This is a genomic window from Pseudomonas neuropathica (assembly GCF_051174785.1).
In the GTDB taxonomy this organism is placed as follows: Bacteria; Pseudomonadota; Gammaproteobacteria; order Pseudomonadales; family Pseudomonadaceae; genus Aquipseudomonas; species Aquipseudomonas neuropathica_A.
This window is the reverse complement of the sequence record NZ_CP195111.1, coordinates 3,608,253-3,622,809: the sequence shown is the minus strand read 5'-3', so window position 1 is coordinate 3,622,809 and position 14,557 is coordinate 3,608,253. Positions and strand designations below refer to the sequence as shown.

The window sequence follows — 14,557 nt, the reverse complement described above, 5'->3', positions numbered from 1 at the left end:
TCAACGTTCGCCCGTTCGTCCCTCATATTTCCTGCAGGAGCTACCGTAGGCTGCGATCTTTTGATCTTTTAAAAACAGCGGCCCGAGCCTTCGGCAGCTCCTGCAATGGGCGTCTAAAGAGAAGGAATTCCATGCTCAATACTCTCGCGGTGGCCAATTACCGTTCGATCAACAAATTGGTGATCCCGCTGGGCCGGCTTAACCTGATCACTGGCCCCAACGGCAGCGGCAAGTCCAACCTCTACCGCGCCTTGCGCCTGTTGGCGGAAACCGCGCAGGGCGGTGTGGTCAATGCGCTGGCGCGGGAGGGTGGACTGGATTCGACCTTCTGGGCCGGACCGGAAACCATCAGCCGGCGCATGCGTAACGGTGAAGTACCGATCCAGTCGACCGTACGCCAAGGCGTGAAGCGCCTGCGCCTGGGGTTCGCCGGGGAAGATTTCAGTTACTCGATCAGCCTCGGCCTGCCCGACTCCAACGGGCATTTCATGCTGCCCGAGCACTCTCGGCCGATTCCCTCGCGCTTCAGCCTCGACCCGCAGATCAAGCGCGAATGCATCTGGGCCGGCCCGCATTACCGTCCTGCCAGCCTGCTGGTTGATCGCGATGGTCCGATGATCCGCGCTCGCGCCGAGCGCAAATGGGATGTGCTGGCGCAACACACGCCAAACTTCGACAGTCTGTTCGATCAGGTCGGCAGCCTGCGTAGCTCGCCGGAGGTGTTTCAGATGCGCGAGTTCATCCGTCGCTGGCGTTTTTATGATCACTTTCGCAGCGATGCCGATGCGCCGGTGCGCCAACCGCAATTGGGCACGCGCACTCCGGTGCTGCATCACGATGGGCGGGATTTGGCGGCGGCTTTGCAGACCATCATCGAGATTGGTGACGGCGACGCCATGCGTGCGGCGATTACTGATGCGTTTCCGGGCGCACGGGTGCATATCGAAGCGCAGGCCGGTGGCAGGTTTGCCATCGAGTTTTATCAGGAAGGCTTGTTGCGGCCGTTATCGGCGGCGGAGCTGTCGGACGGGACGTTGCGCTATCTGCTACTGGTCGCAGCGCTGCTGACGCCGCGACCGCCGTCGCTGATGGTGCTGAACGAACCGGAAACCAGTTTGCACCCGGATCTGTTGCCAGCGTTGGCGCGATTGATTATTCACGCTTCGGAGCAGTGTCAGGTGTGGGTGGTGTCCCATGCGCGGCGGCTGATTTCGGCGTTGCAGGAAGATCCCGAGTGCAATTGCATCGTGCTGGAGAAGACACTGGGGCAGACCGGGATTGTCGGGCAGCGGATGCTGGATGAGCCGGCGTGGCATTGGCCGGATTGAGCGTTCCAGCCAAAAGCCCCTCACCCTAACCCTCTCCCAGAGGGAGAGGGGACTGATTGGGGGATGCTCAAGAGTGACGCCGACCTGAAAATGACTCTGTGAATCCATAATCGACTCGGTTTGTCAGGTCGATGTCCGATGCAAGACAACTCGGTCGGCTCCCTCTCCCTCGGGAGAGGGCTGGAGTGGGGGACTGATTGATGGATGCTCAAGAGTGGCGCCGACCTGAAAATGACTCTGTGAATCCATAATCGATTCGGTTTGTCAGGTCGATGTCCGATGCAGGACAACTCGGTCGGCTCCCTCTCCCTCGGGAGAGGGCTGGAGTGAGGGACTGATTGAAGGATGCTCAAGAGTGACGCCGACCTGAAAATGACTCTGTGAATCCATAATCGATTCGGTTTGTCAGGTCGATGTCCGATGCAGGACAACTCGGTCGGCTCCCTCTCCCTCGGGAGAGGGCTGGAGTGGGGGACTGATTGATGGATGCTCAAGAGTGGCGCCGACCTGAAAATGACTCTGTGAATCCATAATCGATTCGGTTTGTCAGGTCGATGTCCGATGCAGGACAACTCGGTCGGCTCCCTCTCCCTCGGGAGAGGGCTGGAGTGAGGGACTGATTGAAGGATGCTCAAGAGTGACGCCGACCTGAAAATGACTCTGTGAATCCATAATCGACTCGGTTTGTCAGGTCGATGTCCGATGCAGGACAACTCGGTCGGCTCCCTCTCCCTCGGGAGAGGGCTGGAGTGAGGGACTGATTGAAGGATGCTCAAGAGTGACGCCGACCTGAAAATGACTCTGTGAATCCATAATCGACTCGGTTTGTCAGGTCGATGTCCGATGCAAGACAACTCGGTCGGCTCCCTCTCCCTCGGGAGAGGGCTGGAGTGGGGGACTGATTGATGGATGCTCAAGAGTGGCGCCGACCTGAAAATGACTCTGTGAATCCATAATCGATTCGGTTTGTCAGGTCGATGTCCGATGCAGGACAACTCGGTCGGCTCCCTCTCCCTCGGGAGAGGGCTGGGGTGAGGGGCAGGCCTCACCACCGACCTGACAGGCAATCACCCCTGCCACTTGCCGCCCTCGACAATCACACTCTCAGGCTTGGTGTCATCGCTCAGCTCTTTACGCACATATTGGTCATACAGCTTGAGCAAATACTTCTCCTCACCCAGCTTGGCCAGCTCTGTATTCACCCAGTCACGCAGCTCGATATTGCCCTTCTTCACCGCCGGCGCAATCGGCGCTTCTGCTCCCAATTTGTCATCCAGGACGCGATAACCCGGGTTCTGCTTGGCCCAGCTGAACAGCACCAGATTGTCCTGCGCATAGGCATCACCACGACCGTTGGCCAAGGCTTGCAGCGACTCGGAGTTTTTCTCGAACTTCAGCAGTTTCCAGTCCGGGTGATTCTTGGTCAGCCAGATATCGGCAGTGGTGCCGGTGGTGACGATGGTGGTGCGGGTCGCCAGATCATCAAGGTTTTTCACCGAGCTGCTTTGCGGCACCAGCGCCTGCACCGCAACCTTGAGGTTCGGGTTGGTGAATTCCACCGCTTCCTTGCGCTCCGGGGTCACGGTCATGTTGGCGAGAATCAGGTCGACCTTGTCGCTTTGCAGGAACGGGATACGGCTTGCCGGCTCGACGGCGACGAACTCGACCTTGTTTTCATCACCGAGCAGATCCTTGGCGAAACGGCGGCCAATGTCGGTATCGAAGCCGACGTAGCGCCCAGCCTCATCGACAAACCCAAATGGCGGCTTGTCGGTAAAGACGCCGACGATCAGTTTGTCGCGAGCCTTGATCTTGTCCAGGTAACCGGCCGGCGCGGAGCGTTCGCTGGCGACTTTCGGCTTTGGCGGTTCTTCGGTTTTGCTGCAACCGGCGAGCAAGGCGAGGCTGAGCAGGGGCAGTAAAAAAGCGGCAGTTTTCATAACAGTTCCAGTTCCTTTGTCGGACTCGTTTTTGGCAGTGTTGCCACGAAGGAGAACTTCTCCAGAAACTGCTGCGCGCGTGCGGTTTGCGGGTTCGTAAAGAAAATCTCGGGCGGGTTCTGTTCAAGGATGCGCCCGGCATCCATGAACACAATGCGGTCGGCCACCGCGCGGGCGAAGGCCATTTCATGGGTGACGATCAACAGGGTCATGCCTTCGCGGGCCAGGCCCTGAATGACCTGCAAAACCTCCTTGACCATCTCCGGGTCGAGGGCGGCAGTGACTTCGTCGAAGAGCATCACCCGTGGGTTCATGCACAGAGAACGAACGATGGCGATGCGTTGCTGCTGCCCGCCGGAGAGCTGACGCGGGAAGGCATCGCGCTTGTCCAGAAGTCCCACGCGTTCGAGCAGCGCTTCGGCTTGCTGCTGCGCTTCGCGGCGCTGACGCTTCTGCACCTTGAGCGGGCCGAGCAGCAGATTGTCGAGCACGCTCATGTGCGGGAACAGGTGATAACTCTGGAACACCATGCCGATTTGCTGACGGATTTCACGCCAGTCGATGGCCTTGTCCAGCAGCTCACGGCCGACAAATTTCAGGCTGCCGCTGTGCGCCTCTTCCAGGCCATTGAGGCAACGCAATAAGGTACTTTTGCCGCAGCCGCTGGGGCCGAGGATGACGATCACTTCGCCGCTCTGCACTTGCAGGTCGATGCCGTTGAGCACTTGCTGCTCGCCATAGAATTTGTTGAAGCCGTGAAACTCGATCAGTGCGCTCATGCTTGCGTCCAGCGTCGCTCCAGCACGCGCGAGGCGGCCGAAAGCGGGTAGCAGATGAAAAAGAAAAACAGGAACAACGCGCCGTAGATCAGCACCGATTCGTAGGTGCGTTCGATGATCTGCTGGCCGACCTTGATCACATCGACAACACCGATCAGCACCGCCAGCGAACTGGTCTTGATGATCCGCGTGTAGACGTTGATGGTCGGTGGCGTCATGCGCTTCAGCGCTTGTGGCAGCAGCACGTAGCCGTAGAGTTGCGCGGCGTTCAGGCCAATCGACAGGCCTGCTTCACGCTGTCCGCGCGGCAACGAATGCAAAGCACCACGCGCCACTTCGCCCACCTCGCTGGCGCCCCACAACGACAGCACCAGCACAGCGCACCAGAAGCTCGGAATGCTCAGACCGAAGAAAATCGGCAAGCCGAAGAACAACAGGTACAACCAGACCAGCACCGGAATCGCCCGGAACAGCTCCAGATACACCCGCAGGATCGCGTTCAGCCACGTCACGTTGAGCGTGCGCAACACGCCGTAAAGCACGCCGCCGACAGTGCTGATGGCAATGCTCAGAAACGAGATCGACAGGGTTTGCCCAGCGCCTTTCGCCAGTTGCGGCAAGGACACCCAGAGTAGTTCAAGACCCGAACTGGCCATGCTGGAGCCTCCTTTCCAGACGGCTGAGCAACAGCGACAGCGGCAGGAATAGCAGCACGCAGATCAATGTCAGCACGGCGAGCATTTCGTAGGTTTTGTAATAGAGCGCGATGTAGCTCTTGGTGGTGTAGAGAATTTCCGGCACCGCCACCGCCGAGACCACGGTGGTTTCCTTGAGCAGGAAAATGAAATTGGCGAACAGCGACGGCAGGCTGAGGATCCCCGCTTGCGGCAGGATCACGTAGCGCAGCAATTGGCCGTGGGACAGGCCAATCGACCGCCCCGATTCCAGTTGCGCCTGCGGCACTGCATCGACGCCGGCGCGCAGCACTTCAGTGAGGTAGGCGCCGCCGAGGAAGGTCATGGTGATGATCGCGGCGGTGAAACCGGAAACCTGGATCCCCACGGCCGGCAAGGCGAAGTAGACGAAAAACAACTGAATCAGCAGTGGTGTGTTGCGCGCCAGTTCCACATACAGGCCGACCAGTTTTTGCAGGTATGGCGTGCGGAACACCAGAATCGTCGCGTTGATCAGCGCCACCAGCAACGAGGTGCCAATGGCGATAAAACCCACCTGCAGCGTCACGCCCACGGCTTTGAGAAACGCCGGCAGGGTGCTGAGGATAAATGCGTAATCGAAAGTCATGAAACGTCCTGGACGCCGCTCGGTAAGCGACGGTGGTGCAGTCCGTGGACAGCGGATGGCTGTCCGGCAAGTACCGACTTTATAGGTATAAAAACAAGAATTTAAATACCGTTAAAGCATATTGATATCACCCAAAAAACTATCCTGTGGGTTTGCCGGGAAGGAATAAGAAGGCTATTTTCCTTTGCGCTGTAGGACGGATCTTTTTTTCACGAAAGCCCTCCAAGGATGAACAGCTTTTGGCCAGACTCCCCCGGCCAAACCCATAACAAGGAAGAGAACATGGACGTAAAAGTGCCGCAGCGACTGGATCCGCAGGAGATTGTGAAATTGTTGGTGGCGTTGCGAAGGGCGTTGAAGGCCCAAGTGGCCTGAGATCAGGATCAACAGCACCCTCACCCCAGCCCTCTCCCGGAGGGAGAGGGGGCCGACCGAGGTGTATGGCGATTTACATCGACCTGAAAGATCGAGTCGATTATGGATTCGGCAGAGATCTTTCACGTCGGCATACCTCTACAGCATCCCCCGATCAGTCCCCTTTCCCTCTGGGAGAGGGGGCGACCGAGGTGTCTTTCGTCATACATCGACCTGACAGACCGTGTCGATTATGGATTCGGCAGAGATCTTTCACGACGGCGTACTTCTACAGCATCCCCCGATCAGTCCCCTCTCCCTTTGGGCGGTCCGACGTTTGATCTGGTCAAACGATACTGGACAAAGTTATAGGGTTTAGGTCATTTCTCATGCTGCCAAGGCTTCCATTGCTACCGGAGTCCGATATCCGTTGTAACTGTGCAGCCTGATCCGATTGTAATAATGGGTCAGGTAGCGCAACACATCGGTACTGGCCTCATCTTCGTTTCGGTAGCCAGCCTTGGGTATCCATTCAGATTTCAAACTGCCAAAGAAACGCTCCATCGGGGCGTTATCCCAGCAGTTTCCTCGTCGACTCATGCTTTGTTTTATGCGCATGTCCGCCAGCGTTTCACGAAACATTTTACTGCTGTAATGACAGCCCTGATCCGAATGGAACATTAGGTTTTCAGGGCGTCCTCGCGACTCGAAAGCCATCTTTAACGCTCGACAGGTCAGAGCTGAATCCGGACTTCTGGACATCGCCCAGCCGACGATGCGGCGGGCATGCAGATCAAGTACAGCAGCCAGATAAACCCAGTAAGTACCGGCCCAAATGTAAGTCACGTCGCCACACCACACTCGATTGGGGGCCTCGACATTGAATTTACGCTCCAGATGATTGGGGGCGTATTGAGCCTCCGCGCCGCTAGGTTTGTAACGATGCCTGCGCCGTTGCTGGCTCTTCAAACCGAGCTCGCGCATCAGGCTACGAGCCATGTAACGACCTACCGACTCTTTTTCGTTACACAGCGCTTTTGACAGGCTGCGCGCGCCCATTGAGCCGCGACTTTGCTCATGTAATTCAGCAGCCTTGATCTTTAGGCGATCGCGCTCGACATCCACTTTCGCCCGCTGTTTCAGACGCTCGTAATAACTGCTGCGGCTGATTCCAAATACGACGCACAACTCGGATCTTGGATATTGCTCGCTTAACTCCTCGACCAGCCTTACCGATCGAGGGAATCCGACATCAAGAGAGCTGTAGCCTTTTTTAAAATTTCCTTTTCGCGCTCAATCCGTCGGATTGTTGTTTCCAGCTCCTGAATGCGTTGTTGGTCAACGGTCATGGCCTTGGACTTCTCAGGCGTCTTGCCGCTGCGCTCCGCACGCAGTTGCTCAACCCAGCGGCGCAGAGCTGTAGGGCCCACGCCCATTGCTTCACAGGCTTCGCTCACCGAATAGTCTTTATCCAAAACCAGGCAAGCCGCGTCCCGTTTGAAATCTGTCGAAAAATAGCGTCTGGTCAAATCACACCTCGTCGTTGGGCGTAGATTACCGCCCTTTAGGGGTGTCCAGAATCATTAAGCCAGATCAGTTTCGGGAGGGTTAGGGTGAGGGGCTTTTCCAACGCACACACAAAAACGCCGATGCCCATCACTGGCCATCGGCGTTTTCACACCTTGAAGGGGTTCATTCAAGCGTCAGATCAGAACGCCGGCAGTACCGCGCCGTTGTACTTCTTCTCGATGAACGCTTTGACTTCCGGGCTGGTCAGGGCTTTGGCCAGTTTCTGGATCGCGTCGCTGTTCTTGTTGTCCTCACGGGCCACCAGGAAGTTCACGTACGGCGAGTCAGCGCCTTCAATCACCAGCGCATCTTTCTGCGGGTTCAGTTTGGCTTCCAGCGCGTAGTTGGTGTTGATCATGTCCAGATCAACTTCTTTCAGAACGCGTGGCAGCAAGGCCGATTCCAGTTCCTTGAACTTGAAGTTGTGCGGGTTCTTAGCGATGTCTTTCGGCGTTGCCAGAGCGTTTTTCGGATCTTTGAGCTCGATCAGGCCAGCCTTCTGCAGCAGGATCAGCGCACGGCCGCTGTTGCTGCCTTCGTTCGGGATCGCGATGGTCGCGCCGTCCGGCAGTTCAGCCAGGGTCTTGTACTTGCTCGAGTAACCACCGAACGGTTCAACGTGCACGCCCTGCACGGTCACCAGGTACTTGGACTTGTCGTCCTTGTATTTGCCCTGGTTGAAGCTGTTCAGGTACGGCAGGGTCTGGAAGTAGTTGGCGTCCAGACGCTTCTCGCCGACCTGTACGTTCGGCTGAACGTAGTCGGTGAAGACTTTGATTTCCAGATCCACGCCTTCTTTGGCGAGGGTCGGTTTGATCAGCTCAAGGATTTCAGCGTGCGGCACCGGAGTCGCAGCAACCACCAGTTTCTCGCCGGCATTGGCCAGAGAAGCAGTCAGAGCAGCCGCCAATGCGGTAAACAACAGAACCTTTTTCATGCAGTGTCCTTATCGAAAATCACGGTCGTCATCGACGACGGCATTAATACGTGTGCCAGTGAAGTGATATCGCTGGCGTGGGTCGGACAATACCGGGATTTTTTATTCCCGGACAATAACGTTTATTCAGCTTCATATTCCATTTTGTTCATGTTGAACGAATCGGTTACAAAGCCTCGCTCAGATTAATCAGTAAATCTTTCAACGCCTTACGCTCATTGACGCTGCCGCCAATGTTGATTTGCGCTACAAGCCGTTCGATCTGAAGTTGCGGCCCAGACACCTCGGGCAGGTTCAGGTGCTCTGGCAGAATCTCGTCACCGGTACTCACCAACAAGGCAAAGTGAATGACGTTTTCCAGCTCGCGAGTGTTGCCCGGCCAGCTGTGTTGTTCGAGCACGTGTTGTGCCGCCTCGCTGATCAGCGGCACAGGCAGGTCGAGGCGTTGGCTATAGATGCCAAGGAAGTACTCGGCCAGCGAGAGGATATCGCCAATGCGCGCGCGCAAGGCGGGCAGTTCCAGTTGCCCTTCGCTGAGGTAGTGATAGAGCCGCTCGTGGAATTTCCCCGCGTCCACCGCTTGCGCCAGATCGATGCTGGTTGCTGCCACCAGGCGCACATCCACCGGACTCGGCTGATGCGCACCGACACGGGTGACTTCGTGGTTCTCCAGCGCCGCCAGCAATTTGATCTGGATCGGCAGCGGCAAGTCGCCGATTTCATCCAGATACAAGGTGCCGCCATTGGCTGAACCGAACCAGCCTGCACGGCTGCTGGCCGAACCGCTGTAACTGCCGGCGGCGTAGCCGAACAGCTCGGCGTCGGCGTAAGTCGGGCTGATTGCACCGCAATTGACCGAAACGAACAAACCGCTGCGATCACTGGCGCGATGGATGTGCCGGGCGAGCAACTCTTTACCCGTGCCGGTCTCGCCACGGATCAATACCGAGGTCGAGCGCGGCGCCAATTGCTCCAGCTCCTCGCGCAACTGGCGCGAACGCGGATCGACGAACACCAGCGCCTTGGCGCGAATGCTCAGGGGGCTTTTTTCCGCATCGGGAAAGGTCAGCAACGGCTGACCGAATGTTTCGAAACTCATGGCAGACTCCCGCCCAAAACCGCCGGGAGACGGGGGCGTTGAAAGATAAAAAATCAGGCGCGACGGCGAGCGTGGTGTTCCATGCGGTTTTGCAGGCGATAGAGATAAGCAAAACCCTGCTCCCAACGCTGATGCCCGGATTTGACGTTGATGTGTCCGGCACCGGCGAGAATCCCCGCCTCGGCGCCCCAGTTGCGCGCCAGCTCCAGAGCGCGTGGTGCGCTGACGGCGGCATCGTTGTCGGAGCTGACGACCTGGCTCGGGAACGGCAGCAGATCAGTCGGAATCGGTGCAAAGTTGCGCAGGGCTGGCGCGCAGGCCGGGCGCTCGACATCCGCTGGCGCGACCAGCAAGGCGCCGCGTACCTGACGCAGATATTGCAGCGGTGCAGTGGCCGCCCAATGGGCTACGGTGATGCAGCCGAGGCTGTGGGCGATAAGGATGACCGGCGTGCTGTCGGCAGCAATCGCCTCGGCCAGTGCCGCCACCCAGTCTTCACGACGCGGCGTCAGCCAATCGGCCTGCTCGACCCGCGCGCTATTCGGCAAGCTGTTTTGCCAGTGGCTTTGCCAATGATCTTCCGGCGATCCTTGCCAGCCCGGCACAATCAGGTAGCGGATTGATTCGTTGCGCATGGGGAGCTCTCCTGCGTCGTGTCTGTTCCTGAACGAGTATAGGGAGGGGATTTATATTCGTTAAGGAATAAGAAGCTATTTATTAAGATCTGAAATGAATATGCGATGTGTGCATGGCTTGAAATCTTTTCCCCCTCACCCCAACCCTCTCCCCCAAGGGGGCGAGGGGGAAGGGAGCCGATCACCTGGCCTTTCAAATCCGGAGTTCGACTGGGTATTTCAGGTCGGCGTATAGCGGCCAAACAACGCGGTCAGTCCCCTCTCCCTCTGGGCGGTCCGACGTTTCGGGAGGGCTAGGGTGAGGGGCTTTTCTCCCTGCCAGAAATAAAAAAAGGGCCGCACCCTGCCAAGGAGACGGCCCCGGAAAAACGTAAATCCTGTCACCGCGCGGTAATCACCGACAACTTGGTAATTCCTGCCCGTTCAATCGAAGCCATCGCCCGCGCCACTTCGCCGTAGTTCACCCCGTCATCGGCCTGCAATTGCACGCGCACTTCCGGGTCCTTGGCCTTGGCCGACTTGAGGTTAAATTCCAGCAAGTCAGGCTGAATCTCGTCCTTGTTGATAAACAGCTTGCCGGCGCCATCGATGCTCACCACCAGCGGATCCTTCTGCTCGACCGGCGCCACCGCCTCAGTCTTCGGCAGGTTGATCGGTATCGCATTGGTCAGCAGTGGTGCGGTGACGATAAACACCACCAGTAGCACCAGCATCACGTCCACCAGCGGGGTCACGTTGATCTCGCTGAGTACCTCGTCACTGTCTTGCGTGGAGAAGGCCATATCAGGACGCCTCCTTCACTTTTGCCGCGTTGCCCGGGGCTGCAACCTTGTGCGCGGTCGGGTGGATCAATACGCGGAACGAGCTCTTTTGCGCCAGGCTGTAGAAGTCGTGGGCGAAGTCATCCAGGTCCGCCGCCGTCAGTTTCAGACGACGCAAAAAGTAGTTGTAAACCAGCACCGCCGGCACCGCGACGGCGATCCCCACACCCGTTGCAACGAGGGCCGCACCGATCGGCCCGGCCACCGTTTCCAGGCTCGCCGAACCGGCCGCGCTGATGCCTTTCAACGCTTCCATGATTCCCCACACCGTGCCGAACAAACCAATGAACGGCGACGTACTGCCAATACTGGCGACCACTGCCAGGCCTGTTTCCAGCGAACGGCGTTCGCGGACAATTTGCTGACGCAGGGCCCGTTCGAGGCGATCCTGATGGTTGATCGCCTGGCTCAAATCATTCGCCTGTGGCGCCTCGCCTACCTGAATCGCCGCGTAACCGGCTTGTGCCACCCGCGCTGCCGCGCCGGGTTGGGTCTCGCTCAATTCAGCGGCTGAATCCAGACTCGACGCCGCCCAGAAGCGTTTATGAAAACGCCGGTCCTGTGCCTTCAGACGCCCGAACTGCACAGCCTTGAGCAATGCCAGGCCCCAGGTGGCGACGGAAAAAACCACCAGCAGCCAGATCACCGCGCTTTCGATGGATTCCAGTGGAGATGCCAGTAACGTCATGATGTATTCCCTCGTGTAAACGTTTCGCGCGAATTTGGTTTCGGTTTAATGAATCTTGAAATCGATGGGCACGCTGACCCAGCCGTCCTGGGCGACATCACCCTGCTTGGCCGGAACAAAACTCCAACGCTTCACGGCATTCAGCGCCGCGTCGTCGAGCTGTTGCCGACCACTGCTTTTTGCTATCTGGATCTCACCCGGTTTGCCACTGGCCAACACATGCACGCGCAGCAACACCGTGCCTTCCCAACCGCGACGCTGAGCCAGCGACGGGTATTCCGGTGCCGGGTTTTTCAGGTACGCGGCGTTGGCTGAGGCCGGGGTTACCGGTGCCGGCGCGGGTGGCGCAGGTGGCGCTGGCGCCGCAACCGGGGCTGCCGGTTGTGGCGGCGCGGGTGGTTGTTCGACGGCTTTTGGTGCTGGTTTGGGTGCCTGTTTAACCACCGGTTTGGGTTTCGGAACCGGTTTTGGCGGCGGTGGTTTTACCGCCAGTTCGTCTTCTACCGGCGGCGGTGGCTCAACCACAGGCGCAGGTGGTGGCGGCTCGACAACCGGTGGCGCTGGCGGCGCCGGGCGCGAGAATTCGATAGTCATCGGTGGAATTTCCGGCGGCACAATCGGCAGCACCGGTGTCGGTTTTTGGCTGATCCAGTAGATCACCGCGCCATGCACCACCAGCGCCAGCACGCCAAGCAGAAGGGTTTCGCGTCGGCTCAGAATGCCTTTGGGTGCACGCTGCAAACGCAACTGCTCCAAGGGCACACGATGCGGCCGGCCGAGATCGACCAATTCGCCACCTGGCGTCTGACGCCACAGCAATTCCTCTGCGCTGGCGGCGGTCTGGACATTGCCCATTGATTCACTCCCTGCGGTCTTTTTGCGTTCTTTACAAAAACTGCCGATCGACCGTTTGTTGAATCCCCCACGGCAGATCGATGGGTGAATCATTGGGCTTGATGCTTATCTCCGAAAGTAATCTTTAACGTTATACATAGGTCTTTATGGAATATAAGAATTGATCAATTCCACCAAACCCACGTGCCACGCGGGCTGCAGCGATGCATGAAAAAACGCATGCTTTTCAGGCATTGAAAGTATTCATGCAACGCATCAAATTCGCCTGACCCGGTTTTGCCGGACAACTAATACCAAGTAGATAGTTGATTATTATTTTCCAAAAATAAAAAAGGCCGGGCACTTTCGTGCGCCGGCCTTTTTGTTTAATCAGCTTTTATTGCTTGACGAACTCCCCTGCCACGCCAACAACATCACCGTCAAAGTTTGTGCGCGAACCAACCGCACGAACTTTTGAATAATTGTGATCCGGCGAGAACAATGTCCAGGACTGATAACCAGTGCCGTCATTCAGAGCCGTGAACGTGATGATCGTAGGCTGCCCGGTGCTGTTCTGGAAATGGTAGTGCCCGTAAGCAATGTCGTAATTCACGCCGTTCTGACTGAATTTACCGCTGAAGGTGCCGTTGGAATCGTTGCCATCGGTAATCGTCAGTTTGGCGCCAGCGTTAGCGTTTACATAATTGCCATTAATGCTCGACATAACGAGATTTCCTTTTTCGTTGGATAAGTGTCTTCCGATGAGAGCAAGTTTCCTCCTGGAAACTCACGACAGTCAGGATGGTCGGACATTCAACTATTGTCCACGCGAGTTACCAACCAAATTGCAATAAGCACTATTCATCCCGTTCATAACTTATCGCCGTTCGCTCGAGCATTAATTCCAATTCAACTAACGACTGGCATTGGTTTGCTGCACGCTGACAACCGGTGCATTAACCGCCGTCTCGGAGCGTGGCGTACCCGTTGGCACCCAGTCATAACTCACAGGCAGCGCCCGATACACCCAGTTGCTGATCGCGTCGCTGCCCGGCGCTTTGCCGAGGTAGGGGCTGACGTATTCCCAGACGTTTTCACCGTTGGCCGTCACCTGGAAAAACCGACCGTTCATGCCTTCGTCGATCAACGTGTTGCCATTGGGCAAGCGTCGCGCACTGCTGATGAACGAGCTGTAGAACGCCCACCCCGGTTGCTTGGAATTGGCTGCGCTGTACTGCCAGACGATCTGGTTTTTCACCGGGTCGATTTCCAACACCCGCGAACCGGAAATCAGCCCAAGGGTGACGTTCGGATAACCCGCCGAACCCTGGTTATCGAACACCAGCACGTTACCGGCACCGGGTAATCCGGCCGGAATGATGTGCGCATCATGCTGGCCGACAAACTGATCCACCGGGCGCGGCAATTTCTGCGCGGCTTTCGGGTTGATCAGCGGCAGGTTCGGGCCGAGACGCCAGACCACTTTGCCGCTGCTCTTGTCGATGATCGCGATGAAGTTGGCGTTGCGTGAATCGATCAGCAGGTTGTCCGGATTGAAGCGCTTGTCACCGGCATCGAACCACTTGTTCGGCCCCACCAGACTAAGATTGTTGATGTGCAAGTAGTCCGGATTTTCGCTGGCGCGCACTAGCTTCAACTGCTCGGCGGTGAAGCCGAATTCATTGAGATGCTCCGAGGCCAACCACTGCCATTTCACCGCGCCTTCGGGGCTGACTTCATAGATAGCATCGTCGATCACCTCGGGCACTTTGAAGCCTTTGACCTTGTGCACCTTGTTCGCCAGAACGACAGTGTTGCCGTTGCTTAAACGTCGCTGATCGTGATGTTGTTGCGCCGCGCCACCGGGTGCCTTATCGCCCCACTGCCAGACGACTTTGCCATTCCAGTCCAGCTCGCCGACGCTCTGATTGCCCAGACCATTGCCGGCCGAACCGAGTTTGCCGGGATCCTTTTCACTCAGTTGCAGCAGCACATGGCCGCGTTCGCCGCCAACCAGTTTCGGGTCGATGATCGCTGACGGAAAGCCTGCTTGTGGCCAGGTTTTCACCTCGTTGCCGTTCATGTCGATCAGGTGCGTCTGTTTGTCCGCGCCGCTGAAAATCACGTACTGATTGAAGGCCTTGTTCGGGTCATAACGGGTCACGCCGGTCGGGTAAACACTCGGTGCGGCGAAGGCGCCGGCACTGAGCACTGCGCCAGACAGCAACACCGGCAAAGCCGTTTTGATACGTAACATGATGCAGCTCCTTG

The 14,557-nt window shown here is 57.5% G+C and carries 14 protein-coding genes; 1 reads left to right on the top strand and 13 read right to left on the bottom strand.

The genetic code is table 11. The annotated features are described in order from the left end of the window. Window positions 1-131 precede the first annotated feature (131 nt). Entirely contained in the window at window positions 132-1,328 is a 1,197-nt protein-coding gene (locus ACRRSD_RS16480) for an AAA family ATPase (RefSeq protein WP_435034312.1), read from the top strand. Window positions 1,329-2,395: 1,067 nt separating this feature from the next. Here the strand turns inward: ACRRSD_RS16480 and ACRRSD_RS16475 are convergent. The 13 genes from ACRRSD_RS16475 to ACRRSD_RS16415 form a co-directional block, all read right to left on the bottom strand. Further along, complete coding sequence (locus ACRRSD_RS16475; RefSeq protein WP_435034311.1) at window positions 2,396-3,268, bottom strand: transporter substrate-binding domain-containing protein; 873 nt, start codon at window positions 3,266-3,268, stop codon at window positions 2,396-2,398. Next, entirely contained in the window at window positions 3,265-4,047 is a 783-nt protein-coding gene (locus tag ACRRSD_RS16470) for an amino acid ABC transporter ATP-binding protein (protein WP_435034310.1), read from the bottom strand. The genes ACRRSD_RS16475 and ACRRSD_RS16470 overlap by 4 nt, the downstream gene beginning before the upstream one ends. Further along, the gene (locus ACRRSD_RS16465) at window positions 4,044-4,703 is read right to left on the bottom strand and encodes an amino acid ABC transporter permease (protein ID WP_007918714.1); all 660 of its coding nucleotides are present in this window, start codon (window positions 4,701-4,703) and stop codon (window positions 4,044-4,046) included. The genes ACRRSD_RS16470 and ACRRSD_RS16465 overlap by 4 nt, the downstream gene beginning before the upstream one ends. After that, entirely contained in the window at window positions 4,684-5,349 is a 666-nt protein-coding gene (locus ACRRSD_RS16460; RefSeq protein ID WP_064389013.1) for an amino acid ABC transporter permease, read from the bottom strand. Before ACRRSD_RS16460 ends, ACRRSD_RS16465 begins: the two co-directional genes overlap by 20 nt. Window positions 5,350-6,090: 741 nt before the next feature. Beyond that, window positions 6,091-7,232 (bottom strand): IS3 family transposase gene (locus ACRRSD_RS16455; protein ID WP_435034309.1). Its coding sequence is split into 2 segments (ribosomal slippage): window positions 6,091-6,971 and window positions 6,971-7,232, totalling 1,143 coding nucleotides; the frame shifts between segments, so codons are not numbered across the junction. A gap of 179 nt (window positions 7,233-7,411) precedes the next feature. After that, window positions 7,412-8,209: a MetQ/NlpA family ABC transporter substrate-binding protein gene (locus tag ACRRSD_RS16450; RefSeq protein WP_007918708.1), complete on the bottom strand. Its 798-nt coding sequence runs from the start codon at window positions 8,207-8,209 to the stop codon at window positions 7,412-7,414. Between the two features lie 166 nt (window positions 8,210-8,375). Then, entirely contained in the window at window positions 8,376-9,308 is a 933-nt protein-coding gene (locus tag ACRRSD_RS16445) for a sigma 54-interacting transcriptional regulator (protein ID WP_435034308.1), read from the bottom strand. Window positions 9,309-9,361: 53 nt separating this feature from the next. Continuing rightward, the gene (locus ACRRSD_RS16440; RefSeq protein ID WP_095047070.1) at window positions 9,362-9,943 is read right to left on the bottom strand and encodes an alpha/beta hydrolase; all 582 of its coding nucleotides are present in this window, start codon (window positions 9,941-9,943) and stop codon (window positions 9,362-9,364) included. Window positions 9,944-10,323: 380 nt separating this feature from the next. Beyond that, window positions 10,324-10,725, bottom strand: coding sequence for an ExbD/TolR family protein (locus ACRRSD_RS16435; protein ID WP_003220570.1), 402 nt, complete (start codon window positions 10,723-10,725; stop codon window positions 10,324-10,326). Window position 10,726: 1 nt separating this feature from the next. Continuing rightward, a complete protein-coding gene (locus tag ACRRSD_RS16430; protein ID WP_435034307.1) occupies window positions 10,727-11,452 on the bottom strand; it encodes a MotA/TolQ/ExbB proton channel family protein in 726 nt (241 codons plus the stop codon). Between the two features lie 45 nt (window positions 11,453-11,497). Continuing rightward, window positions 11,498-12,307 (bottom strand): energy transducer TonB, encoded by an 810-nt coding sequence (locus ACRRSD_RS16425; RefSeq protein ID WP_435034306.1) that lies wholly within the window; start codon window positions 12,305-12,307, stop codon window positions 11,498-11,500. Window positions 12,308-12,683: 376 nt separating this feature from the next. Then, window positions 12,684-13,010 carry a hypothetical protein gene (locus tag ACRRSD_RS16420; protein ID WP_034151843.1) on the bottom strand — a complete coding sequence of 109 codons (327 nt, stop codon included), beginning with the start codon at window positions 13,008-13,010 and terminating at the stop codon, window positions 12,684-12,686. Window positions 13,011-13,199: 189 nt separating this feature from the next. Continuing rightward, entirely contained in the window at window positions 13,200-14,543 is a 1,344-nt protein-coding gene (locus ACRRSD_RS16415; RefSeq protein WP_435034305.1) for an aryl-sulfate sulfotransferase, read from the bottom strand. Window positions 14,544-14,557: the final 14 nt, after the last annotated feature.